Below are 24,383 nucleotides of genomic sequence, written 5' to 3'. Positions count from 1 at the left end.
CGAAAAACTCTCCGCCCGGAAAGGGCGAACCCGCCAGCGGCAGTTCGAGTGCCCCGCTCAGCCGGTGCAGAAAAAGGAGCCGCCCCGTCAGGGCGAACACGCTTACGCAGTTCATGTACCCCGTCTATTCCGTGCCGAAAACGAAAAAATCACCGAAACAAATCGTTTCGGTGATTTTCTTTTACGTTTTATTAGAGGCCGGTCGGAGTGATCTTCTCGAAGTCCTCCAGCGTGCCGCCGTTCATGAAGCAGTCGATGATCTGCTTGCCGAGCGGCTCAAGCTCCGGCGTATCGAACTTCGCCAGTTCCTTGCGGAAGAAGTCGGTCAGGATCTTTGCGCCTGCATCGTAGCCGTCGGTGCCTACGCGGTCCTGCGTATCAACGCGCAGGAACTTAGAGCGGATCTTCTGGCCGTCGATGGTCAGATCCTTCATCGCGTAGCCGAGCAGCGGGCAGCGTGCCGGCTCAAGGTGCTCGCGGCGGATCTTTGCGCCGCCGTGGCGTGCCAGATACTCACGGGAGATCCACTCAGCCGCAAAGCCGACCTTGTAAACGCCGATGTGCTGGTTCGGGATCAGGACGTAGCGGGTGTTCGGGCTGTCCACGATCTGGTGCAGCAGCAGGTTTGCCTGCTTTACGCGCTTGCCGGTTGCAAACGGCCAGTAGGAACCAACGCCCTCGCTCTTCAGCTCGTTGCCGGTTACGATAGACGGGTTATTGAAGCCGCGCGGTGCGATCAGACGCCACAGCCAAGCCAGTGCCGGCGGAATGATATGCAGCATACCCATGATGCCGTAGTTCGGGTTATCGCGGGTGGAGGGGGGCATACGAACGCCGAAAGAGCGTACGTCTACTTCTACCGGCTCCTTGACGATGTTCGGAACATCCCAGCGCGGCACGATGGCACGCGGGTTGGAGCACGGCTTGCCGTTGGAATCCAGGGTGTGCTCCCAGATCAGCAGGGTTGCACCCGGATGGCCTTCCATGTTGAAGAAGCACAGCGGCTCCTTCGGCTCGGTGCAGATGCGCTCGTAAACCGGGTCGCAGCCGTAGTGCGTTACGCCGTCCATGCGGAGGAACCAGCCGTCCTCGCCGTCAACGAGTACCAGCTTGCCGGAGTTGTTCTGCACGCCCGGATAGCAGGTAGCCATATCGTCGCACACCGGCTCGATCTTGCAGGTGGAGCTGATATGCAGGTAGGTCTTTTCGCCCGTTACCGTGTTGGTAGAGAGCAGCACCTCGCCGTCCGGCTCGCGGGCGATGTCCTGCAGCATCTCGCTCTTGCCGCCGCCGGAAGCGCCCTCGTGCATGATGACAAGCTCGTTCTCGTACGGGGTGATCAGACGGCCTGCAGAAGTATGGCAGGTGGTCCAGCCCTCCTGCTCGCCAATGTCGAGCAGTACGGAGTAAACACCCTTCTTGGCAGACGGGCCCGGATACAGGTTATAGGAGAATACCTCGTGGCAGTCATCCAGACGGTTGTGAACAACGACCTGCTTGCCCTCAAAGTGGGTGTGACGGAACGGAGGTGCAACATAGATGATCGCACGCGGCTTGTAGCCCTCGGTCTCCTCTGCGCTTACAAAGCCCTGCAGATGTGCCAGCGCAAATGCGAAGAACGCGCACTGCTTCGGGCATACGAGCATGGAGCCGTAGCCGTACTGGTTGCCGCCGGAATTAAACGGCATGAGGATCAGCTCCTGCGTCTTGAACCAGTCCATGGTCTCGCGGCGCAGCTTGTCGAACTTGTAGCCGTACACATCCGCAAAGCGCTTCTTGTCGGTCGGCTTGTCGTCTGCGATGCGCATGCAGTCCGGCTCGCGGCGGCGCATGTAATCCTCTGCAAAGTTGACGGATGCGCCGTTCTTGCAGCGTACAACGTCAGCTTCCTTGATCTGGCCCTTGCCCGGTACATCGAATACAACGTCGTACACGTCGGCATGTTCCGGACCGAATACCATGTCGTACAGTTCCGCCTTGCTGGTGGGAACAACTACGCCCTTGCAGTTCTCGATGACATCGGTCAATTCATCGGTAAAGGTGAATTTGGTGAGCAATGAGTTCATCTGTATCATTTCCTCCTTAAGCACCGCGGAGTCCCTCGCCACGGCATGCTAACCGGGCCGGTTAAATTTCTTAACCTTTGCCCCATTGTCTTTCGATTATAGCATACCGCAAAACCCACCCTCTCGTCAACTGTGATTTTGCTTTTTTTGCAAGTTGAATTACAAGTTCTTGCAAAATGTACAAAACCTGAGGGATTTCTCACTGTTTTCCCGACACGGTCACTTGTCCGCCGATAGGACTTTTTTACGAAAACGTTTCCGCATGGCAAAATCCGTTTCACAATGCGCAATCGTGTATCAAAAGTGCGATACTGTGCATCTGTGTACACTTTATCTCACATTCCAGCGCTCCCACACGCGGGTGACGGAATTGCATTTTCCGTTTCTTGTAATATCGAACAGCGCACCGGAAACTGCACAGTCGCCCTCAGCTGTCTTGAAATACTCGGTCAGGTCACCGCGAAACATGGCGATAGACTGCTCCACGCGCACGCCGAGCACGGATACGATCGGGCCGGTCATGCCGATATCCGTGATATAGCCGGTGCCCTTGGGATTGATGCGCTCATCCGCGGTCTGCACATGCGTGTGCGTGCCCCAGACAGCCGCCGCGCGGCCATCGAGGTAATAGCCCATGGCCAGCTTTTCGCTCGTGGCGTTCGCGTGGATTTCGGCAAGCGCCACGTCGTACATGCCCTCGTTTTCCTTGAGGATGCGGTCTGCACACAGGAACGGATTGTCCGGGCCGAATTTCATGTCGCAGCGGCCGATCAGGTTCATGACAAGCAGGCGCATGCCCTGCGGGCCATCATAAATGCCCCAGCCCCGACCGGGGCTTTGCGGCGCAAGATTGGCCGGACGGAGAATATCCGAACGACTGTCCAGATACGGCACGATCTGCTGCTTGCCGAACACATGGTTGCCGAGCGTGATCACGTCCGCGCCGGCGGCAAAAATGTCATCCGCCTGACGCGGGAGAACGCCGTTTCCGGCTGCATTTTCGCCGTTTACGATGACGAAATCTGCGCCGGTGTCGCGCTTGATGCGGCGGAGCAGGCCGTGAAGCGCGTCGATACCCGCCTCACCGACCACATCGCCGATGACTAATAGTTTCATGGATTACCTCTTTCTATCATTGCTGCAAGCCGTTGATTGGTTCCGCTGGATTCAGCGAGGAGTGCGCCGCGCCCCGTGGCGGGGAGTGCGCTGACGCCGCGCGGGCGCACAAGAGGATAGACACCTACGGTTTCCACCCTCTTGTGAATCTCCCCTTTTCCCTTCGGGATAGTCTGGCGCAGAATGCCGACATGTGACCGCTACGAAAATGGGGAACGGCAGAGGATTTTTTCTACCGTAGGGGAGCACAGTGTGCTCCCCTGTCCCGACATATTCGCAGTGTCATATAACGTACTGCTACACATGTGGTTTCATCTCCGCAGGGCGCGGCATGACAGTGCCGCGCAATTCGTTAACGCGTTATGATAGACAGCACCTGCGAAGATAAATTGTACTAAACACCTAATTCGTAGGTGCCATACGGTATAACGCGTTAAAGAATTGCGCAACACGGGTATGTTGCGCCCTGCGCAGAGTAGCCGGTCTGTGTAGCAGAATGGTATCTGACCTTGCGAACAGGTTGCTCAAGAGGACGGACTCCGAAGGTAGTCCGTCCGTAGCAGAGAAAAAATCCTCTGTCGTACCCCTATTTTCGAAGCGGTCGCCGCTCTCCGATTTTCGCCGGGCAATCAAACAAGGGAAAGGTAGGAGTTCAAAGAGGAAGGAAAACCGCAGGTTGTCCTTCCTTTTTGCCCCCGCGGCGGGTGCCGCGACGCTCCCGCCGTCCGCAGACGGCGAATCCCCCCCGCTGCGGTTCAGCGAAAAACTTTCCGCCCGTTAGGGGCGAACACGCTAACGCAGTTCGAGTACCCCGCTCAGCCGGTGCAGAAAAGAAGCCGCCCGTCAGGGGCGAACCCGCTGACGCCGTTCGTGCCCCCGCTCAGCCGGTGCTGAAAAGGCTGCCGCCCTGTCAGGGGCGAACACGCCTGCGGCAGTTCGTGTCCCCCAGCTGGTCGGTGCAGAAAATATATACAAAAAAGAGCCGCTGCACCCATGCAGCAGCTCTTTTCCATGCAAAAACTTAATCGAACAGAGTAGATACGGACGTCTCCTCATAGATACGCGCGATCGCCTCGGTGAACACCGGTGCAACCGGCAGGACGTTGATCTTATCCAGCTTCTTGTCGTTGGTCAGCGGGATGGTATCGAGGATGGTCAGCTCCTTGATCGGGCTGTTCTGGATGCGCTCGATCGCCGGACCGGACAGTACGCCGTGGCTTGCACAGGCGTAAACCTCGGTTGCGCCGCCGCGCTCTACCAGAGCGTCCGCTGCGTGTACGAGCGTGCCTGCGGTGTCGATCAGGTCGTCAACCAGAATGCACTTCTTGCCCTCTACGTTGCCGATGATGTTCATAACCTCGGATACGTTGGCCTTCGGACGGCGCTTGTCGATGATGGCAAGCGGCATATCCAGCTTCTGGGTGAACTTGCGGGCACGGGTAACCGAACCCAGATCGGGAGAAACGATAACGGTATCATCGGTGCCAACGCCGAACTTGCCCGCAATGTACGGGATCAGAACGGAAGAACCGAGCATGTTATCCACCGGAATGTCAAAGAAGCCCTGGATCTGTGCAGCGTGCAGGTCCATAGTCAGCACGCGGTCAGCGCCTGCAGCGGTAATAAGGTTTGCGACCAGCTTTGCGGAGATCGGGTCACGCGCCTTGCTCTTGCGGTCCTGACGAGCGTAGCCGAAATACGGGATTACAGCCGTGATACGGCCTGCCGATGCACGCTTGCAGGAGTCGATCATGATGAGCAGCTCCATCAGGTTGTTGTTTACCGGACCGCAGGTGGACTGTACGAGGAACACGTCCGAGCCGCGAACGGATTCCGACATGGAAACCGAGATTTCGCCGTCAGCGAAGGTAGAGATGGCAGCCTTGCCGATCGGCAGTCCGAGCGCAGAAGCGATCTGCATCGCCAGTGCGGGATGGGAGTTGCCGGAGAAAATTTTGATGTTTTTTCCGTGAGAAATCATTGATTTGCCTCCGTCATATAAATATATTTTTTGTTCCGTGTGGATTTATATACGTTTTATGGATTTACTTCTTGTCCTTCTCGTGTGCGGCACGGCGGCGGTCGTTCCAGCCCTCGAGGTTGGTCTGACGGGCGCGCGCAACGCTCAGCGCACCGGCGGGTACATCCTTGGTGACGGTCGTACCGGCAGCCGTAAAGGCGCGGTCGCCCAGCTTGACGGGCGAAACGAGGTTGGTGTTGCAGCCGATGAAGCAGTCGTCACCGATCTCAGTGCGGTACTTGTGATAGCCGTCGTAGTTGACAACGACCGTGCCGCAGCCGAAGTTGACGCGCTCACCGACGGTCGCGTCGCCGATATAGGTCAGGTGCGAAACCTTGGTGCCGTTGCCGATGGTGGACTTCTTCAGCTCTACAAAGTCGCCGATGCGGCAGCCGTCACCGACCACGCTCTGCGGGCGGATATAGGCAAACGGACCGACCGTGGTATTGCTGCCGACGGTGGATTCATAAACCTGCGAATTGTTTACCGTGGTGCCTGCGCCGATCTCGGCTTTTTCGAGGATGGTGTTCGGGCCGATGACCGCGCCCGCGCCGACCTTGCAGCCGGGACGGATGTGACAGCCGGGCAGAATGGTCGCGCCCGGAGCAATATCAGCGTCCGGCGCAATGTAGGTGCTGGTCAGATCGAAGATCTGCACGCCCTTCTTGATGAGGCCGAAGTTGACACGCTGCATCATCTCGACCTGCGCCATAAAGGCCGCCGTACCGTCGCAGATGACGTAAATCTTGTTGGTGATGGCAATGCCCTTCTGCGCACCGGCTGCAACAGCCGCCGCAACCAGGCCGTCGAGCGTATCAGCGCCGCTCGCGAGTGCCTTTTCCAGCATATCCCAGGTGAACATGGCGGCATAGCAGCGGCTGTCTCTCGGCAGCGGCTGACCTTCCGCGTCAAAGCCCTGCTGCTCGGCAGACAGTACGCTGACGCCGTAACCGGTGTTCAGGTGCGTCTCCGCCAGATGGAACAGCGCGTCCTCCTCTGCCAGTGCAAACGGAGCCGCCAGCACCAGAACGTGCTCGCTCTCCGGCAGCGCAGCCAGCGAGGCAAAACGATTTGCAGCATCGAGCGCGATATCCTGTGCGCCGGCAACGGCAGACTCTCTGTCGTCGTGCGCAAAGAAGCATGCCTCCACCGCATCAGGCAGTGCATCCCGCATTGCATCGCCCGCAGTGCCGAACAGCACCGGACGCGCAAAGGCAGAAATGCCGCTTTCGTCAAACAGGCCGCCAACCATGACGGCATTTACTTTATTCATCGCAGAAATCCTTTCGTTTCTCAAGGGTCATACGACCAGATTTTCCGATATAGCTTTATTATACAACAGTATGCCGCAAATTGCATTATCATTTTTCGATAAATTTCTTCTCACCGCATAATATTTTTCGCCGTTTGCATACAAAGGCCGCAAAGCAAGCGTTTTGGTGGGAATTCGAGTAACGGAAAATTAAGACACCCACCGCAGTGGACGTCCAGCGAGCAACCGCCGCAGGCGGCTCTTAGCGAGTCGGAATGGAGGATGGCGAATTCGTGTGGAGAGTGAAGAGCACGCCAACCGCGAACCACGTTCGCGGCATACAATACGCGGTTTGCTTGCATAACCGCACCCACAAGGCAGGCGGCGCGTGCCGCCGAGCCTTCCGCGGGCGACCGCATTTCCGCCACCCCATAAAATTCCGCAGGGATTTCTGCACCCAGAGAGCCCATCACGCCGCGGAGCGCATAAAATGAAGCGCGTGCGCGACAAAAATGGCAGGACATGCGCCTGCCATTTTTAACAAACAGTAAAACACCCCGAAAACCGGAAAGTTTTCGGGGTGTTTTGCTGCAGCAGGTGTTCCCGCCCTGTCCGTGAAACGGACACGCGCGGCGACACCGTCCCTTGATTCAAAGGACAAGTCCTTTGAATCGAAAAAGCCGCAGGCTTTTAGCCCTGTACGGCTACTACTTCTACCTCAACCTTAGCGCCGAGCGGCAGAGCAGCTACTTCAACGCAGGAACGAGCCGGAGCGCCTTCCGGGAAGTACTTCGCGTACACGCCGTTGAATGCAGCGAAGTCGTTGATGTCGGACAGGAAGCAGGTGGTCTTGACAACACGGTCAAAGCCTACGCCGCCCTGTGCCAGAACGCACTGCAGGTTCTTCATAACCTGCTCGGTCTGCTCCTCGATGGTGGTTGCTACGATCTTGCCCTCCTTCGGGTCGATCGGAACCTGACCGGAGGTAAATACAAAACCGTTTGCAGCGATTGCCTGAGAGTACGGGCCTACTGCTGCCGGTGCGAGATCAGTGTGCAGAACTTCCTTGATAGCCATGGTGGGAATTCTCCTTTATATATCTTTATTTTTTGATAACAGGGTGAAATGAGTGCTTTTGTGCATAAAATCCGCACAGAAACGTAATTGTGGCGTTGCCACCATTACTTCTTGCCGCCCTTGGTCTTTTTCAGACGCTCGGTGTTGGACAGAACGCGCTTGCGCATACGGATGCTCTCCGGGGTGATCTCGAGCAGTTCATCGTCGGAGATGAACTCGAGAGCTGCCTCGATGGACATCTGGCGCGGCGGGATCAGGCGCAGCGCATCATCCGAGCCGGATGCACGCATGTTGGTCAGCTGCTTCTTCTTGCAGACGTTTACAGCCATATCCTCGCCACGCGGATTCTCGCCAACGATCATGCCTTCGTATACCATCGTGCCGGGGCCGATGAACAGCGGGCCGCGATCCTGTGCGTTGAACAGGCCATAGCCGACAGCCTCGCCGGCCTCAAACGCGATCAGAGAACCGGTGGTGCGCTTCTGGATATCGCCCTTATACGGCTGATAGCTGTTGAATACGGAGGACATAACGCCCTCGCCCTTGGTATCGGTCAGGAACTCGGTACGGTAGCCGAACAGGCCGCGTGCCGGAATGATGAACTCGAGGCGCATACGGTCGGTGCCCTTCGGGTTCATGGAAACCAGCTCGCCCTTGCGGGAGCCCATCTTCTCCATGATCGCGCCGACAGCATCCGCCGGAACGTCTGCGATCATGCGCTCCATCGGCTCGCAGGTCTTGCCGTCGATCTCCTTGAGCAGCGCCTTCGGTGCGCCAACCTGGAACTCGTAGCCCTCGCGGCGCAGGTTCTCGATCAGGATGGACAGGTGCATCTCACCGCGGCCGCAAACGCGGAATGCGTCGGTGGTGTCGGTTTCGTTTACGCGCAGAGATACGTCCTTGAGCAGCTCACGGAACAGACGCTCACGCAGGTGGCGGGAGGTGACAAACTTGCCTTCCTTGCCGGCGAACGGAGAGTCGTTGACCATAAAGGTCATCTCAACGGTCGGCTCGGAAATCTTAACGAACGGCAGAGCCTCAACGTGCTCGGGGTCGCACAGGGTCTCACCGATGGTTACGCCCTCGATGCCGGAGAAGCAAACGATCTCGCCTGCCTGTGCCTCCTCGATCGGCTGACGGCCCAGCTCCTCGATGGAGTACAGGGTAACCAGCTTTGCGTTATACGGCTTGGTGTTGCCGTGGTAGTCGCAGACGGTAACCTGCTGACCTACCTTCATCGAGCCGCGCTCGATACGGCCGATGCCGATACGGCCAACGTACTCGTTGTAGTCAATAGAAGAAACGAGCATCTGGGTCGGGCCTTCGGTGTCAACCTGCGGTGCCGGAATGTGCTCGAGGATCTGCTCGAACAGCGGGGTCAGATCCTTGCCCTCCACGTTCGGGGACATGGAAGCGGTGCCTGCACGGCCGGAGCAGTAAACGATCGGGCTGTCCAGCTGCTCGTCGGTCGCATCAAGGTTGAGCAGCAGCTCGAGAACCTCGTCGCCGATCTCGTTGAGACGAGCGTCCGGACGGTCGATCTTGTTGATTGCAATGATGATCTTGTGACCGAACTCCAGTGCCTTCTGCAGCACGAAGCGGGTCTGCGGCATCGGGCCTTCTGCTGCGTCAACCAGCAGAACAACGCCGTCTACCATCTTGAGGATACGCTCTACCTCGCCGGAGAAGTCGGCGTGGCCCGGGGTATCTACGATGTTGATCTTTACGCCCTTGTAATGTACAGAGGTGTTCTTTGCCAGAATGGTAATGCCGCGCTCACGCTCGATGTCGCCCGAGTCCATGACACGCTCCTCTACCACCTGATTTTCGCGGAAAGCGCCAGCCTGCTTGAGCATCTGATCGACCAGAGTAGTCTTGCCATGGTCAACGTGCGCAATGATGGCGATGTTGCGTAAATCGTTACGGATCATATATTCTATTCCTCCATCAACGGGATTATTTTCGTACAGAATTTATTATACCCGTTTTTTCGTTCATTTTCCACCTATTTTATCGTCAAAATTACGGCGATATATCCGCTCTAAATTGTAAAATATTTTGCTAACTGAGAAAAATTCCGCTCAGGATACAGTTGACGCAGACAGGCTGCTGCCGTACAATGAAGAAAAGGCACAGATGCCTGATAAAAGGAAGGAGAATCTCTATGAACAAAATCGGAAAGGCAATGCTCTGCACTGTACTGACCGGCGCAATGGCTGTCGGCGCTGCAGGCGCGGCTGACCTCGGTTCCCTGTCTCCGCAGGGTGCTAAGGCGTATCTGAATCAGATCACCACCCTGCAGAACCAGTACGGCAAGGCTGCCGCGCGTACAGATGACGGCTTCAGCGGACTGCTGACCGGACTTTCCATGGCAAAGCTGGTGGATATGGACGGCGACGGCACGCCCGAGCTGTACTGCGGCGCAGGTCTGGACGGGCAGCATATGTATTCGTATGCGGATGGGAAAATCTACGCGCTGGATATTCCGGAGGGCGTGAGCAACTTCGGCACGGATGTTTCGCCGTGCGCGGATTTCTATGTGGACGACACGAAAGCCTATCTGGTGGACGGCCATGAGATCATGAACGGCTTCCCCGTCAAATATCTGACCAAGCAGGGCCGCAAGATCGTCACCGCGCTGACCTATACCGATGCCATCGACGACGATACTGGTAACCATATCTGTACGCTCAACGGCGAAAGCGTGACCTATCACGAGCTAAGTGCCGCACAGGTTGCCTTCACCAAGGGTATGACCTGGGAGCACTACTCCTTCTGGGAGAGCCCGTACAATGTGCCGGAGGTGCGCTCCGCCCGCGCATCGCTGACCGACACCATCACTTCCCTTCGCACGCTCACCAATCCGACTGCATATGTTTCCAAGCACAAGGTCGAGCTCAACGGTGCAAAGGCCAATCTTGCAGCCTATACCATCAACGGCAGCAACTATTTCAAGCTGCGCGACCTCGCCGCTGCCCTCAAGGGTCTGGACAGCGAGTTTGCGGTAACATGGAACGCCGCCCAGCAGCGCATCGACCTGACGAGCAAGACCGCGTACACGCCGGTCGGCGGCGAGCAGACTGCCCTGCCCTCCGGCAATAAGGCTGCCACGCTCACGAACGCCGCTGTCTACCTCGACGGCAAGCCGCTTTCCCTCACCGCCTACTCCATCGGCGGCAACAACTACTTCAAGCTGCGCGACCTCGTTTTCGCGCTCGGCTTTTCCGTGGATTGGAACGCGGACACCATGACTATGATCTTGACCGTAAAATAAAAAACACGCTGCACACAGCAAAAAGCCACCGTTTCAAAGAAACGGTGGCTTTTTCATGCGCAAAACGAAATCTTACTGATTTACTTCGATGTAGTTTACGATGTCACCGATGGTGCTCATCTTAGCAGCTTCCTCGTCGGAAATCGTTACGCCGAAGTTCTCCTCGAGGTCCATCATCAGCTCTACAACGTCCAGAGAGTCTGCGTTCAGATCCTCCTTGACCTTGGTGTCCATGGTCATGGTGGAAGCGTCAGCGTCAAACTTGTCTGCCAGGATTTCACATACCTTTTCAAACATGGGATTTACACTCCTTCATTACTTTCTTGATTTATTGTTCTGAAAACTCCGACTCTGCGGAATTTTTCATACCGTTTCTGCAGCATCGTGTCGATGTCCGGCTCAGCATCCAGCTCGGCAAGCTGGTCGCGCAGCGTGCGCGCCACATTGCGGATAAGCTGTGCGGAGGATGTGCCCTCCTGAATGATGCCTTCGATCATACCGAAGCTGTACAGGTCCTGCGCGGTGATATGCAGCGTGTCCGCTGCCTCCGCCTCGCGCTTGGGGTCCTTCCAGAGAATGGACGCGCAGCCGCGCGGCGAAATAACCGAATACAGGGCGTTCTCGAGCATGAGCACACGGTCTGCCACCGCCAGCGCCAGTGCGCCGCCGGAGCCGCCCTCACCCGTCACGATAGAGATAACAGGCGTTTTCAGCTCGATAAACTCATACAAACAGCGGGCAATGGCCTCGCCCTGACCGCGTTCCTCAGCGCCTACGCCACAGAACGCGCCGCCGGTGTCAACAAAGTTGATGACCGGGCGGTGGAATTTCTCCGCCTGATGTGCGAGACGCAGGGCCTTTCGATAGCCCTCCGGGTGCGCCATACCGAAGTTGGCGTCCATATTCTGCTCAATGGTGCGGCCCTTGCGGTGGCCGATTACCGTCACCGGTGTGCCGTTGAAGTAGCCAACGCCGCCGAGGATGGCATGGTCGTCCGAAAAATAGCGGTCGCCGTGCAGCTCGGTGAAATCGGTGAACAGCTCATTGATATAGTCCGTGAGCATCGGACGCTTGGTATCGTGAATGATACGCATTTTTTCACTTGCGGGTTTGTTAATCACGACGCCACACCTGCCATTTCTTGGACTTGGAGCCGCAGTGCAGCTTCAAGAGTTTTTCCAGCGTTTCTCTGAGTTGATTACGCGGAACTATTTTATCACAGAAACCGTGCGATAGCAAGAACTCCGAGGACTGAAAATCGTCCGGGAGGGTTTGGCCGATGGTTCCCTCGATAACACGGCGGCCGGCAAAGCCGATGGTCGTGCGCGGCTCCGCGAGGATAATATCGCCCAGCATGGCGAACGACGCGGTAACGCCGCCCGTGGTCGGGTCGGTCAGCACGGTGATATACAGCAGTCCGGCATCCGAGTGACGGCGCGCCGCCGCGGACACCTTTGCCATCTGCAGCAGCGAAAACATGCCCTCCTGCATGCGCGCACCGCCGGAGCAGGTGAACAGCACGACAGGCAGACCCTTTTCGGTCGCGTACTCGAACAGACGGGTCAGCTTTTCACCGACGACCGAACCCATAGACGCCATCATGAAATGGCTGTCCATCACGCCGATCGCGGTCTCCACGCCGCCGATCTTACACACGCCGGTCTTGACCGCGTCCGGCATGCCGACCTTTTCAGCCAGCACTGCCGTTTTCTCTGCGTATCCCGGGAAGTGGATCGGGTCCGCCGGTGCCAGATTTGCGTACAGCTCCTCAAAGCTGTCCTTATCCGCGATCTGACGGATGCGCGTGCGCGCGAGCAGTCGTCCGTATCGTCCGCAGTGCGGGCACACATACAGATTCTTGCCGTAGGCATACGCCTTCAGTTCTGCGCCGCAGCCCTTGCAGGTTACAACCTTGGCCGCTTCGTCCTCCTGCGGTTTCATTTCCATAGAGGTCTCGCGTGTTTTTTGAAACAGGTCGATCAGACCCATGCGTAACTCCCCTTTCGTTTGGAGGCAGTACCGCACGATTGGCCTTCGGCGCTTTGCGGCTGTTTTGCCCCCTGGTTTTGTTGCGTACTTTTGCAATACAGCGTACTGCTGCAAGTCCGCGCCGCACCAGTGAACAAAACATCTCGCAAATCGCTCTTGTCCAACCGTGCGGTACTGCCTTTGAAATCCTTCGGATTACAAAAACTTCGCTTTTCAAAATACGCTGATTTTGTAAGACCTTCGGATTCAACTATACTTATGCTAAATCTATTATACCATAATAATTGATTTAGTCAAAATCGCCGTTTGCGATGGAATTAACATTAAAGTTTGCTTCCACAAACGCCTTCGAGCACAGGATGTGCATCTGATAGTCGGTTGCGGTCACAACACCCTCAAACAGCATCTCCGCGAGGGCGCGGCGCATGCGAACGATAGCCTGCTCACGGTCGGCGCCATAGACGATCAGCTTGCCGATCATGGAATCGTAGAACGGCGGAATCTTGTAGCCCTGATAAGCCGCGGAATCCACGCGCACACCGGGACCGCCCGGCAGATGCAGGGACACCAGCGTGCCCGGACAGGGTGCAAAGTTTCTCGACGGGTCCTCCGCATTGATGCGGCACTCGATGGCGTGACCGCGGATGGTCAGATCCTCCTGCTTAAAGGACAGCGGCTCGCCTGCCGCCACGCGAAGCTGCTCGCAGACCAGATCTACGCCGGTGACCTCCTCGGTGACCGGATGCTCGACCTGAATGCGGGTGTTCATCTCGCAGAAGTAGAAATTGCGGTCGTTATCGACCAGAAATTCGATCGTACCCGCGTTTCGGTAGCCGACGCGCTTTGCCAGCGCAACAGCCGCCGAGGTCATCTTCTCGCGCAGCTCGGGCGTGACAAAAGCCGACGGACTTTCCTCGATCAGCTTCTGGTGGCGGCGCTGCACCGAGCACTCACGCTCGAACAGGTGCACCACGTTGCCGTAGTTATCGCCCAGAATCTGCACCTCGATATGGCGCGGATTGTGAATATACTTTTCCATGTACAGGCGGCCGTCACCGAAGTTGGCGATAGCCTCTGCAGCGGCGCTGTCGTACGCGTCCTTGAGATCCTTGACGCTCTCCGCCACGCGTATGCCCTTGCCGCCGCCGCCGGATGCCGCCTTGAGCATGACCGGATAGCCGATGCGCTCGGCCTCGGAGATGGCTTCGTCAAAATCGCGCAGCGGGCCGTCCGTGCCGAGCGCGACCGGAACGCCTGCGGCGATCGCGTTGCGCTTTGCCTCGGATTTGTCGCCCATCAGGCGGATGGTTGCCGCAGTCGGGCCGATAAACGCCAGACCGGCCTGCGTGATGCGCTCGGCAAAATCCGGATTCTCGGACAGGAAGCCGAAGCCCGGATGAATGGCCTGACAGCCGGAAGCCAGCGCCGCCGAAATGATATTATCCATATTCAGGTAGCTGTCCGCCGCACGGGCCGGACCGATGCAGACCGCTTCGTCCGCGATCTGCGCATGCAGCGCTTCGCGGTCAGCCTCGGAGTAAACGGCCACCGAGATAATGCCTAAATCTCGGCAGGCCTGAATAATGCGGACCGCAATCTCGCCGCGGTTCGCAATGAGTACCTTCTGAAACATTCGATTAGCTCTCTCCCGCCTCAGTCATTGATGACCATGCATTTGATCTCCGCTTCGGCGGCCTTCTCGTCACCGACCCAGGCGATGCCCTCGGCTACTGCCATCGGGCCGCGGCGCTTGGTGAAGGTGACCTCCAGACGAAGGGTATCGCCCGGCTTTGCCATTGCACGGAATTTCGCCTTGTCAATGCCGGTGTAGACCGCAGTCTTGCCCTTGAATTCGGGCAGAGACAGCAGCGCTACGCCGCCTGCCTGCGCGAGCGCCTCCAGACGGAACACCGCGGGCATGATCGGGTTGCCCGGAAAGTGGCCCTGGAAGAAGAACTCGTCGCCGGTCAGGTGCAGCGCACCGACTACATGGTTCTCGTCCATTTCGAGGATCTCGTCCACCAGAAGCATCGGCGGACGGTGCGGAAGGATCTCCATGATCTGTTCTTTGTTCAGCATATTATAATCCCTCTCCTTACAAAATGCAAGTAAAACACGCAATACAGCACTAATTATGCGGTAAAACCGCAATGCTTTGCATTGCGCATGAAATAGAAGCGCCTTGCGCTTCGTAAAAACCCGCGACATGTGCGGCGCAGCGCGAACGGCGTCGCGCAAGGTTAGCGCTGGGTTTTTACACCCCGACTCAGCCGTCTTGGGCGCTATCCTTGTGCGACTTCTTGGTCGCACTGCGCGCGGCGACATTCGGGTATCGAAAACAGGTTTCTACGGAACCTGTTTTGTATACAGGGGGCTTGTGAAGCCCCCTATAAGCGTCATTCGATTACGCAGAGCACCTGGTTGTATTCAACCATATCGCCCGGCTGTGCCATAATGCGGATGATCTTGCCGTCGCACGGTGCCTTGATCTCGTTCATGATCTTCATCGCCTCGATGATGCAGAGGGTATCACCCTCCTTCACCTGCTGACCGACCAGCACGAACGGCGGTTCGTCCGGAGACGGAGAAGAATAAAACGTGCCGACCAGCGGGCTCTTGACCTGCGTGCCTGCCGGAAGCTGCTCCTCTGCCGGAGTGGCCTCGGTGCTCTCTGCTGCGGGTGCTGCCGCCGGCGCCGCTGCGGGTGCCGCCGCTGCTACCGGTGCTGCAGCGATAACCGGAGCCGGTTCAGCTGCCTTGATCTTGATTTTTGCGTCATCCAGCTCGAGCTCGACCTCGCCCAGCTTCTTTGCAGCCAGCGCGTCCATCAGCTCGAGGGCAATGTCTTTCAGTTCTTTCATATCCATAGCTTGTTACACTTTCTTAATAAGGATGCAGGCGTTGTGACCGCCGAAGCCCAGCGAGTTCGAGATGGCAACGTTTACCGGCATCTCAACCGCCTTGTTCGGAGTGATATCCAGATCGCACTCCGGATCCGGCTCCTTGTAGCCGATAGTCGGCGGTACAATGCCCTCGCGGATTGCCATAACGCAGGCAATGGCCTCAACCGCAGCCGCGCCGCCCAGCAGATGGCCGGTCATGGACTTGGTGGAGGATACCTTCACGTTGTAAGCCTCCTCGCCAAACGCCTTCTTAATGGCAATGGTCTCATACTTTTCATTCAGCGGCGTGGAGGTGCCGTGCGCGTTGATATAGTCAACGTCAGCCGGGGTCAGACCGGCATCCTCAATGGCACCGCGGATAGCGTGTGCAGCCGCATCGCCGTCCGGAGACGGGCTGGTGATGTGGTAAGCGTCGCCGGAGGCACCGTAGCCTGCCACCTCTGCCAGAATGGTCGCGCCGCGCTGCTGTGCGTGCGTCAGGCTCTCGAGTACGAGACAGCCTGCGCCTTCGCCCATGACAAAGCCGGAACGGCGTGCGTCAAACGGGATGGAAGCCGCCGTCGGGTCCTCGCCCATGTGAACCGCCTTCATATTCTGGAAGCCTGCCATCGAGATCGGAATAATGCCGTTCTCGGTGCCGCCGCAGACAACAACGTCCTGATAGCCGTGGCGGATGGCGCGCATTGCCTCACCGATGGAGTGGTTGCCGGTCGCGCACGCGGAGACCGGGCAGAAATTCTCGCCCTTGAAGCCGAAGTGCATGGAGATATAAGCCGCTGCGATGTTGGCGATCATCTCCGGGATAGCGAACGGCGAAACGCGGCCGGGACCCTTTTCGAGCAGCTTCGGGACCTCCTGCTCTGCAACGTGCAGACCGCCTACGCCCGAGCCGAAGATAACGCCCGTGCGATAGGGATCGAAATTGCCTTCCTTGAGGCCTGCCTGCTCGACAGCCTGAACCGCTGCCGCCATTGCGTAATGCACATTTGCGTCTGCGCGGCGCGCCTCACGCTTCTCCATATACTGGGTCGGGTCGAAATTCTTGACCTCTGCACCCAGCTTTACCTTAAAATCGGATACATCAAACTTGGTGATGGGACCGATGCCGCACTTGCCGGTCTTGAGCGACTCCCAAAACGACGGCACATCGTTGCCGACCGGAGTGATGGCACCCATGCCGGTGATTACTACACGTTCCATATATTTGCTCCTTCATTCCAATATCACGCATTTATCTAATCGCAATTTTTATTCCACGCAGCAAAAAAGGTTTCACCGGATAATTCGGCAAGAGCAATTTGCGCAGGAATTTTGCGTTCTGATTAGGCGCGGGTTTGCAGCAATACTTTGTGTATTGCAAAAAGCGCAGCAGTGCGGCCGGAGCCTGCACAAGAAACTGCGGCCGGCATCAGAGCGGAAAATTACCGCAAAGTGCCGCAGGCGAATTGTCCGGTGATGCCTTAATAAAGTCCGCCGTCCGCGATGATCGTCTGGCCGGAAATATAGCTTGCAGCGTCGGAGGCCAGAAAGGCAACCACGCCTGCGATCTCCTCCGGCTTGCCGAAACGGCCGAGCGCAATCTGCTTCTTGGCGTTCTCGCGGATGTCCTCGGGCACCTTGTCGCTCATCTCGGTGGCGATCCAGCCCGGAGCGACTGCGTTTACTGTAATGCCGCGCGCACCCAGCTCCTTGGCGGCGGTCTTGGTCATGCCGACCATACCCGCCTTGGCAGCAGTGTAGTTGATCTGGCCGTAGTTTCCGGTGAACGCCGAAACCGAGGTGATGTTGATGATACGGCCCTGCTTGGCGCGCATCATCATCGCACCGCACAGGCTGAGCATGTTGAATGCGCCCTTGAGGTTGGTGCGGATAACGTCGTCGAACTGGTCCTCCTTCATGCGGACCATCAGACCGTCGCGGGTGATGCCCGCATTGTTGACGAGAACGAACGGTACGCCGATCTCTTCCTTAATTTCCTTAAGCGCGGTGCTGCAGGCGTCATAGTCCGCAACATCCCACTTCTTCACATAAGCGTTGACGCCGTGCGCGCGGCACTTCTCCGCCACAGCCTCAGCCTTTTCGACCGAGGACGCACAATTGATGAGGACGTCGAAGCCGTCCTGCGCCAGCTTTTCCGCGATTGCCGCGCCAATGCCGCGGGAACCGCCGGTTACGATTGCTAAGCTCATTGTTTACTCCATTCTATAGACAGGCAGGAGTGAGGAGTTTTCGCATCTCTTCACTCTCCGCTCTTATTCAAATCTCTTGTAAGCGTTCTTCAGAAGGTCCTCCGCCTGCGCGGTCATGCCCTTGAGGATCTCCTCGCACGGATGCAGCTCCTTGAGCATACCCGCAATCTGACCGGACATAAAGGTGCCCTCCTCATAGTTGCCGTCCTGCACAGCCTTGCGCAGCGAACCGGCGGTTGCCTTCTCAAGCTCCTCAAGGGAGGCATCGGTGTTCTGCTTCTCGAGCTCGAGGCACTTGCGCGCCATCGGGGTCTTGAGCGAACGCACCGGATGACCGGACGGACGACCGGTAACAACGGTCGAAATGTCGGTAGCCTTGAGGACGAGTTCCTTATACTTTTCCGAAATCTGGCACTCCGGCGTTGCAAGGAAGATCGTGCCGCACTGTACGCCTTCGGCGCCAAGCATCATGGCAGCTGCCATGCCGCGGCCGTCTGCAATGCCGCCTGCGGCGATGACCGGAATATCTACCGCGTCCACGACCTGCGGAACGAGCGGCATGGTGGTCAGCTCACCGATGTGGCCACCGCCTTCCATACCCTCTGCGATAACCGCATCTGCACCTGCGCGCTCCATGCGCTTTGCCAGTGCAACCGAAGCAACGACCGGCATAACCTTAATGCCTGCGTTCTTCCAATCCGCAATATACTTGCCCGGATTGCCTGCGCCGGTGGTCAGCACTTCGATCTTCTCGTCGATGGCCAGCTGCGCCAGATCGTCCGCATTCGGGGAGAGCAGCATGATGTTCATACCGAGCGGCTTGTCCGTGATGGCACGCGCCTTATGGATCTCCTCACGGATGTAATCGACCGGAGCCGCGCCGCCCGCGATAATGCCCAGACCGCCTGCCTTGGAAACCGCAGCAGCCAGATGGTGCTCCGCGATCCACGCCATCGCGCCCTGCACGATCGGATATTCGATACCGAGAAGTTCTGTGATCTTGGTTTTCATAGGTTTGTTCTCCCCTTTTTAATAGGTAGTAAATTATTATAACATATTTTAACGCAAATAATAGACAGCGTGCATATTTTAGACAATTTACCTTAAATTTGTCTAACAGATAATGCCGGACGGCTGCAAGAACCGTCCGGATTTATCCAATATTATAGTTTAATCACAAATGCGCCATAAGTCAAGCCTCCGCCGAAACCGGTGCAGACAATGGTCTGTCCCTCGTGCAGCAGGCCGTTCTTACGCATTTCGTTCAGGCAGATCGGCACGCTTGCCGACGAGGTATTACCGAAACGATCCATATTGACGTAAATTTTCTCCTTCGGCAGATGGTATCTGCGTGCAATAACATCCAGAATGCGCAGATTCGCCTGATGCGGCACCACCCAGTCGATTTCCTCTGCGGTGACGCCCGCCCGCTTGAGTGCGGTGTCGATCGCAAGCGGTACGGCTCTTGCGGTGAAGCGCACGACCGGTGCACCCTGCATTTTCAGGAAACGCGCCTTCGGGTCCACCGTGCGGTCGCCGGAAAGCGGATCCTCGACCGGCAGGGCTTCCATGTGCAGGTACTCTGCACCCGAGCCGTCTGCCGCGGTGAAGGTGGACAGAATGCCGACCGATTCGTCCTCGGTCGCCTGATAAACGGCCGCAGCGGCACCGTCGCCGAACAGAATGCAGGTCGAGCGGTCGGTGTAGTCCACAATGCGCGAAAGCGTTTCCGCCGAGACAACCAACACGGTCTTTGCCTTGCCGGATTTAATGTAGCTGTCCGCAATGTCGGTTGCAGAGACAAAGCCGGTGCAGGCGTTGTTGATGTCGAACGCGCCGACCTGACGCGCCCCCAGCTTGTCCTGCAGGATAGACGCCGTATTCGGCGTGTTGGTATCCGGCGAGCAGGTGCTAACGAGAATGAGGTCAAGCTCCTCTGCGGTGATGCCTGCGTCCGCGAGTGCGTCCTGTGCGGCACCGAGCGCCAGCTCCCATGTATGTGTATTCTTTGCGATGCGGCGCTCGCGCACACCGGTGCGCTGCACGATCCACTCATCGTTGGTATCGACCATTTTTTCTAGCATGGCGTTGGTCAGGACAAAATCCGGAATGCAGGCGCCCGTGCCGATCAGTTTACTGTTGATGATTTCCACGCTCCTAAAAAGTCCAAATCGCTCTCCCAAAAAGCGTGGAAAAGCGACAATAGTTAGATTGACAAAGTATTCTCCGACTATTATAATAAAAGCACAGTAAATTGTCAAGACAGACCGTTATTATTTAGCAACACTTTGTGTAAAGAATATCTATTAAAATACGGTGCTGTCAGCGTTTGATTATTATTTTGGAGGAACGAAACGTGAACTACGGTTTTGCATTTTTCCCGGGTCAGGGCGCACAGGCCCCCGGCATGGGCAAGGATCTTTATGAGAACTCGCAGGCTGCCAAGCTGGTTTTTGAGGAAGCAAGCGAAGGTGCCGGTCTGGATGTAGCCAAGCTGTGCTTTGAGAGCGACAAGGCAACGCTCTCCCGCACGGAGAACAGCCAGATCGCTATTTTCACCCATTCCATGGCAGCCTGGGCTGCACTGAAGGAAGCAGGCGTGGAATTCAAGGCAGCGGCAGGCTTCTCGCTCGGTGAATACACCGCACTGGCGGCTGCAGGCGTTGTTTCCCTCGCAGACGGCGTGAAGATCGTTTCCATGCGCGGCAAGCTGATGCAGCAGGCAGCGGACTCGATCGACGGCGGCATGGCGGCTATCCTCGGTCTGGAGGACAGCGTAATTGAAGAAGCCTGCGCGAAGGTGACCTCCGGCGTGGTCCGTCCGGTAAACTACAACTGCCCGGGTCAGCTGGTTATCGCAGGTGAAAAGGCGGCTCTCGCAGAGGCGATCGAAAACTGCAAGGCTGCCGGCGCACGCCGTGCGCTCCCGCTTGCGGTATCCGGTGCATTCCACACCCCGCTGATGGCAAAGGCTGCCGCAGAGCTGCGCGCTTACGTTGCGGACTTTACCTTCTCTGCACCGAAGATGGATATTTACTCCAACCTCGACGGCAAGGTTTACGACTGCTCCGACCTGCCGGCACATCTCGAGCAGCACATGATCTCTCCGGTTCGCTGGACGCAGCTGGTGAAGAACGGCATGGCTGCCGGTCTGACCTCGGCGTGCGAGATCGGTCCGGGCAAGACGCTGACCGGCTTTGCGGGCAAGATCAGCAAGGAACTGACCTGCAAGACCGTGCAGGATATGGCAGGCGTCGAAGCCGCCTGCCACTAAGGGGGACACGTGTCCCGAGGCAGTGGGATAAAAGTCAGGTACACGCCCTGACTTTTATAGAGAATTGAATGCGGCGCACTGCGGTGCGCCTGTCCTGCCTGTTTCGGCTTTGCCGAAATGCGGCAGGAGCTGCAAAAAAAATTGCACGCCCTGGGCGTGCTCTTTTTTTGCTGTGGAACGGTAAAATCAGCTTTATCCCAGAAAACCCAAATGCTCCAGCAGGATTTTGAGACCCATCAAAATCAGTACGATACCGCCGAACAGCTCTGCGCGGGACTTATACTTTGTGCCGAACACATGGCCGATCTTCACGCCGATGCACGACAGCACAAACGTGATTGCACCGATGAACGACACCGCCGGAACGATATCGACCTGCAGGAACGCAAACGTCACACCGACCGCAAGCGCGTCAATGCTCGTGGCAACCGCAAGCGGCAGCATGGTCATAAAGCGGAACGAATCGCTGACGCTTTCGTCATCGTGCTCGCGCGACTCGCGCACCATGTTTGCGCCAATAAGCCCCAGCAGCACAAAGGCGATCCAGTGATCAATGCTCGTGATGAGCGACTGAAAGCGCACGCCGAGTGCAAAGCCGATGAGCGGCATTAAAAGCTGAAAGCCGCCGAAATACAGTCCGCAGATGACCGCGTGCTTAGCCTTGAGCGTGCGCACGCTCAGTCCCTTGCAGACAGACACCGCGAACGCGTCCATCGACAGACCGACTGCGATCAAAAACAACTCCAGCAAACCCATTTTCTTGTCCTCCTCAGTCGTTTATCCGGCGGAAAACAGGCACAAAAAAAGACCCATCTGCCGCGTAGAACAGATAAGTCTCGTCATTTCATGCAAAACCAGAGGAGCGTCCTCCCCAGTATGTTGGCTCTGCCGCGCGGCGGAACGCTCCGCGCCGACTACTCCCTTATTGCGCTTTATGATAGCATATGCGCAGCCGAAAGTCAATATGCGGGCAAAATTGTTGCCCTATGCAAACCGAAAAGCCGATACGGAAACGGCGGCACAGGCTGTCCGGTGTGCCCGAACCGCGCAGGCGGTTCGCCCTGTCCGGGCGGGGAGCTTTGCCGTGAACCACAGCGGGGAATTGCCGCTACGCGCGGCAGGCGCACAAGAGGATAGACAACCTGCGGTTTTCCACCCTCTTGTGAATCTCCCCTTTTCCCTACTACCTTGGGTGCAGACGGTAGACTGCGTAAGCGTAGAAAAAAGAGAACGGCAGAGGATTTTTTCTTCCGCGTTGTATAACACCTATTCGCATTTCGGCTACCATACTGCTACACAGGCGATTTACTCCACGCAGGCGCGGCATAACAGTGCCGCGCAACATTTTTACCTGTGCCGATTATCCCAATCCTGCGGGTATAGCTGATTGGCACTCGCAACCGAGTTGCGCGGCACCGTCATGCCGCGCCTGCGGAAAGTAGCCGGTATGTGTAGCAGTAAAGTAGCCGAAATGCGAATATGCGGATACCACGCGGAAGAAAAATCCTCTGCCGTTCCCCTTTTTTCGCAGCGGTCACATGTCGGCAATCTGCGCCAGACCCTCCAAGGGAAAGGAGTGATTCATAAGAGGGTGGAAACCGCAGGTGTCTACCCTCTTATGCTCCCGCGGCGAGTGCCGCAATCCCCCGCTGTGCCACAGCGCACTCTTCGCCCAGAAACGGCGAACCGTTCACACGGTTCGGGCACACCGGAAAGTCTGTGCCGAGAAATCTTCGCTCGAAAAGCGCACGCCGATCAGCTCTCCTGACGTTTTCCCTTGTGCAATGCCGCAAAATGCGCTATACTTATTTTATATGACTTGAAAAAAGAGGTTACAACAATGAAACTCCAAACCAGACTGGCGGTGCTGGTGTGCAAGGCATCGGGCGCTGTCCTGCGCAGGCTGGGACGCGGCGGCACCAACCTGCCGGGCAAGCTGGCACTGAAAATTGATAAAAATATTCTGGGTGAGCTGTCGCGCGGCGTAAAGGTCACGGTCGTGACCGGCACGAACGGCAAGACCACCACCTCCCGCATGATCGAGCAGGCGTTCGCCGATGCGGGACTCAAATATTTCTCCAACAAGTCGGGTGCGAACCTGCTGACCGGCATCATCGCGGTATTTGCACAGCATTCCACGCTGTCCGGCAAATGCCCGTACACGCACGCGCTCATCGAGTGCGACGAGGCAGCCTTCCGCAAAACGAGCGAATACCTGCCGGTTGAATGTCTGGTCGTCAACAACATCTTCCGCGACCAGCTTGACCGCTACGGCGAAATTACGCACACGCTCAACGCCATCCGCGAGGGTATCACGCATGTGCCGAATGCAACGCTCTGCCTGAACGCGGACTGCTCGCTCACCGCTTCCCTTGCGGACAGCGTGCCGAACAAGATCGTCTGGTTCGGCGTGAATGTCCCGATTTACAAGGAGACCGCTCACGAGCTGTCCGACGCGCCGTACTGCATCCACTGCAAGACCGAATATGAGTACGATTACATCACCTACGGCCATCTCGGCGGCTTCCGCTGCCCGAAGTGCGGCTACCACCGCCAGACGCCGCAGGTCGCTGTCACCAAGGTGCTCGCCACCGGTGCGGACTCGTCCGACATCATACTGGACATCTTCGGTCACGAGCACGAGGTACACGTCAACCTGCCGGGCGGCTACAACATCTACAACGCCGCCGCAGAAGCCGCTGTCGCGCATGTTGTCGGCATTGACGAGCAGACCGCGGTCAGCGCGCTTTCTCAGTTCGAATGTGGCTTCGGCCGTGCCGAGCAGTTCAAGCTCGGTCAGGCGCAGGCGCGCATGATGCTGGTAAAGAATCCTGCCGGCTTCAATCAGGTCATCAACCTGATCGCGCACGATGAGGGCAATTACAAGCTGGCCTTCCTGCTCAACGACCGCTTCGCGGACGGCACGGACATCAGCTGGATCTGGGACGTTGACTTCGAGGCACTCGCCGACCAGCAGGTGCGCTTTACACGCGTACTGGTTTCCGGCGTGCGTGCGGATGATATGGCGCTGCGTCTCAAGTACGCAGGCTTTGCACCCGAGCGTATCGAGGTTATCCGCGAGTACGACAAGCTGCTGACCGAGATCGGCTCGGATGAGACACCGGCGTTCCTTATGCCGACGTACACCGCCATGTTCGACCTGCGCGGTGAGATCAGCAAACACACAGACGTCAAGGCGTTCTACGAATAAGGGGGGCAACTG

The 24,383-nt window shown here is 57.3% G+C and carries 20 protein-coding genes; 3 read left to right on the top strand and 17 right to left on the bottom strand.

Annotation, left to right across the window (positions count from 1 at the left end; genetic code table 11):
- Positions 1-191: 191 nt before the first annotated feature.
- From PG722_RS11825 to typA, 6 genes are all read right to left on the bottom strand, one after another.
- The gene (locus PG722_RS11825) at positions 192-2,066 is read right to left on the bottom strand and encodes a DUF4914 family protein (protein WP_118478388.1); all 1,875 of its coding nucleotides are present in this window, start codon (positions 2,064-2,066) and stop codon (positions 192-194) included.
- A gap of 330 nt (positions 2,067-2,396) precedes the next feature.
- On the bottom strand, positions 2,397-3,182 hold the full coding sequence (locus PG722_RS11820) for a TIGR00282 family metallophosphoesterase (protein ID WP_270580667.1): 786 nt from the start codon (positions 3,180-3,182) through the stop codon (positions 2,397-2,399).
- A 1,021-nt stretch (positions 3,183-4,203) separates the two neighbouring features.
- On the bottom strand, positions 4,204-5,163 hold the full coding sequence (locus PG722_RS11815; protein WP_117488850.1) for a ribose-phosphate pyrophosphokinase: 960 nt from the start codon (positions 5,161-5,163) through the stop codon (positions 4,204-4,206).
- 64 nt (positions 5,164-5,227) lie between these two features.
- Complete coding sequence (locus PG722_RS11810; RefSeq protein ID WP_270575985.1) at positions 5,228-6,475, bottom strand: DapH/DapD/GlmU-related protein; 1,248 nt, start codon at positions 6,473-6,475, stop codon at positions 5,228-5,230.
- 669 nt (positions 6,476-7,144) lie between these two features.
- Entirely contained in the window at positions 7,145-7,531 is a 387-nt protein-coding gene (locus PG722_RS11805) for a RidA family protein (protein ID WP_118478380.1), read from the bottom strand.
- Between the two features lie 104 nt (positions 7,532-7,635).
- Positions 7,636-9,462 carry a translational GTPase TypA gene (gene typA / locus PG722_RS11800; protein WP_118478378.1) on the bottom strand — a complete coding sequence of 609 codons (1,827 nt, stop codon included), beginning with the start codon at positions 9,460-9,462 and terminating at the stop codon, positions 7,636-7,638.
- Between the two features lie 233 nt (positions 9,463-9,695).
- Between typA and PG722_RS11795 the strand changes: the two genes are divergently transcribed.
- Complete coding sequence (locus PG722_RS11795; protein ID WP_270580666.1) at positions 9,696-10,805, top strand: stalk domain-containing protein; 1,110 nt, start codon at positions 9,696-9,698, stop codon at positions 10,803-10,805.
- Between the two features lie 72 nt (positions 10,806-10,877).
- Here the strand turns inward: PG722_RS11795 and acpP are convergent, their stop codons facing one another.
- The 10 genes from acpP to PG722_RS11745 form a co-directional block, all read right to left on the bottom strand.
- Complete coding sequence (gene acpP / locus PG722_RS11790) at positions 10,878-11,102, bottom strand: acyl carrier protein (protein WP_270580665.1); 225 nt, start codon at positions 11,100-11,102, stop codon at positions 10,878-10,880.
- 5 nt (positions 11,103-11,107) lie between these two features.
- Positions 11,108-11,899: an acetyl-CoA carboxylase carboxyltransferase subunit alpha gene (locus tag PG722_RS11785; RefSeq protein WP_118360857.1), complete on the bottom strand. Its 792-nt coding sequence runs from the start codon at positions 11,897-11,899 to the stop codon at positions 11,108-11,110.
- A gap of 19 nt (positions 11,900-11,918) precedes the next feature.
- Positions 11,919-12,794 (bottom strand): acetyl-CoA carboxylase, carboxyltransferase subunit beta, encoded by an 876-nt coding sequence (gene accD, locus PG722_RS11780; protein ID WP_117488860.1) that lies wholly within the window; start codon positions 12,792-12,794, stop codon positions 11,919-11,921.
- Between the two features lie 289 nt (positions 12,795-13,083).
- On the bottom strand, positions 13,084-14,427 hold the full coding sequence (gene accC / locus PG722_RS11775) for an acetyl-CoA carboxylase biotin carboxylase subunit (protein WP_117488862.1): 1,344 nt from the start codon (positions 14,425-14,427) through the stop codon (positions 13,084-13,086).
- 20 nt (positions 14,428-14,447) lie between these two features.
- Complete coding sequence (gene fabZ, locus PG722_RS11770) at positions 14,448-14,873, bottom strand: 3-hydroxyacyl-ACP dehydratase FabZ (protein ID WP_181967688.1); 426 nt, start codon at positions 14,871-14,873, stop codon at positions 14,448-14,450.
- 317 nt (positions 14,874-15,190) lie between these two features.
- Positions 15,191-15,655 carry an acetyl-CoA carboxylase biotin carboxyl carrier protein gene (gene accB, locus PG722_RS11765; RefSeq protein ID WP_270580664.1) on the bottom strand — a complete coding sequence of 155 codons (465 nt, stop codon included), beginning with the start codon at positions 15,653-15,655 and terminating at the stop codon, positions 15,191-15,193.
- 12 nt (positions 15,656-15,667) lie between these two features.
- Positions 15,668-16,897, bottom strand: coding sequence for a beta-ketoacyl-ACP synthase II (gene fabF, locus PG722_RS11760; protein ID WP_270580663.1), 1,230 nt, complete (start codon positions 16,895-16,897; stop codon positions 15,668-15,670).
- A 260-nt stretch (positions 16,898-17,157) separates the two neighbouring features.
- Positions 17,158-17,886, bottom strand: coding sequence for a 3-oxoacyl-[acyl-carrier-protein] reductase (fabG, locus tag PG722_RS11755; protein ID WP_110435157.1), 729 nt, complete (start codon positions 17,884-17,886; stop codon positions 17,158-17,160).
- A 63-nt stretch (positions 17,887-17,949) separates the two neighbouring features.
- Positions 17,950-18,897: an enoyl-[acyl-carrier-protein] reductase FabK gene (gene fabK / locus PG722_RS11750; RefSeq protein ID WP_270580662.1), complete on the bottom strand. Its 948-nt coding sequence runs from the start codon at positions 18,895-18,897 to the stop codon at positions 17,950-17,952.
- 152 nt (positions 18,898-19,049) lie between these two features.
- Positions 19,050-20,039: a beta-ketoacyl-ACP synthase III gene (locus tag PG722_RS11745; RefSeq protein WP_270580661.1), complete on the bottom strand. Its 990-nt coding sequence runs from the start codon at positions 20,037-20,039 to the stop codon at positions 19,050-19,052.
- Between the two features lie 203 nt (positions 20,040-20,242).
- Here PG722_RS11745 and fabD point away from each other — a divergent pair, with 203 nt between their 5' ends.
- Positions 20,243-21,160 (top strand): ACP S-malonyltransferase, encoded by a 918-nt coding sequence (fabD, locus tag PG722_RS11740; RefSeq protein WP_118285715.1) that lies wholly within the window; start codon positions 20,243-20,245, stop codon positions 21,158-21,160.
- 192 nt (positions 21,161-21,352) lie between these two features.
- On the opposite strand, the gene PG722_RS11735 is transcribed toward fabD, so the two are convergent.
- Positions 21,353-21,916 (bottom strand): manganese efflux pump MntP, encoded by a 564-nt coding sequence (locus PG722_RS11735; protein WP_117751486.1) that lies wholly within the window; start codon positions 21,914-21,916, stop codon positions 21,353-21,355.
- A gap of 1,084 nt (positions 21,917-23,000) precedes the next feature.
- Between PG722_RS11735 and PG722_RS11730 the strand changes: the two genes are divergently transcribed.
- Positions 23,001-24,371, top strand: coding sequence for a Mur ligase family protein (locus PG722_RS11730; protein ID WP_117751485.1), 1,371 nt, complete (start codon positions 23,001-23,003; stop codon positions 24,369-24,371).
- Positions 24,372-24,383 lie beyond the last annotated feature (12 nt).

This window comes from Butyricicoccus sp. OF27-2pH9A (assembly GCF_027693185.1).
GTDB lineage: Bacteria > Bacillota > Clostridia > Oscillospirales > Butyricicoccaceae > Agathobaculum > Agathobaculum butyriciproducens.
The sequence above is the reverse complement of the archived record's forward strand: the minus strand, read 5'-3'. Positions and strand labels throughout refer to the sequence as shown.

Coding starts and splice junctions, on each gene's coding strand:
- PG722_RS11825 (WP_118478388.1), bottom strand. CDS start 2,066: ATGAACTCATTGCTCACCAAATTCACCTTTACCGATGAATTGACCGAT.
- PG722_RS11820 (WP_270580667.1), bottom strand. CDS start 3,182: ATGAAACTATTAGTCATCGGCGATGTGGTCGGTGAGGCGGGTATCGAC.
- PG722_RS11815 (WP_117488850.1), bottom strand. CDS start 5,163: ATGATTTCTCACGGAAAAAACATCAAAATTTTCTCCGGCAACTCCCAT.
- PG722_RS11810 (WP_270575985.1), bottom strand. CDS start 6,475: ATGAATAAAGTAAATGCCGTCATGGTTGGCGGCCTGTTTGACGAAAGC.
- PG722_RS11805 (WP_118478380.1), bottom strand. CDS start 7,531: ATGGCTATCAAGGAAGTTCTGCACACTGATCTCGCACCGGCAGCAGTA.
- typA (WP_118478378.1), bottom strand. CDS start 9,462: ATGATCCGTAACGATTTACGCAACATCGCCATCATTGCGCACGTTGAC.
- PG722_RS11795 (WP_270580666.1), top strand. CDS start 9,696: ATGAACAAAATCGGAAAGGCAATGCTCTGCACTGTACTGACCGGCGCA.
- acpP (WP_270580665.1), bottom strand. CDS start 11,102: ATGTTTGAAAAGGTATGTGAAATCCTGGCAGACAAGTTTGACGCTGAC.
- PG722_RS11785 (WP_118360857.1), bottom strand. CDS start 11,899: ATGCGTATCATTCACGATACCAAGCGTCCGATGCTCACGGACTATATC.
- accD (WP_117488860.1), bottom strand. CDS start 12,794: ATGGGTCTGATCGACCTGTTTCAAAAAACACGCGAGACCTCTATGGAA.
- accC (WP_117488862.1), bottom strand. CDS start 14,427: ATGTTTCAGAAGGTACTCATTGCGAACCGCGGCGAGATTGCGGTCCGC.
- fabZ (WP_181967688.1), bottom strand. CDS start 14,873: ATGCTGAACAAAGAACAGATCATGGAGATCCTTCCGCACCGTCCGCCG.
- accB (WP_270580664.1), bottom strand. CDS start 15,655: ATGAAAGAACTGAAAGACATTGCCCTCGAGCTGATGGACGCGCTGGCT.
- fabF (WP_270580663.1), bottom strand. CDS start 16,897: ATGGAACGTGTAGTAATCACCGGCATGGGTGCCATCACTCCGGTCGGC.
- fabG (WP_110435157.1), bottom strand. CDS start 17,886: ATGAGCTTAGCAATCGTAACCGGCGGTTCCCGCGGCATTGGCGCGGCA.
- fabK (WP_270580662.1), bottom strand. CDS start 18,897: ATGAAAACCAAGATCACAGAACTTCTCGGTATCGAATATCCGATCGTG.
- PG722_RS11735 (WP_117751486.1), bottom strand. CDS start 21,916: ATGGGTTTGCTGGAGTTGTTTTTGATCGCAGTCGGTCTGTCGATGGAC.
- PG722_RS11730 (WP_117751485.1), top strand. CDS start 23,001: ATGAAACTCCAAACCAGACTGGCGGTGCTGGTGTGCAAGGCATCGGGC.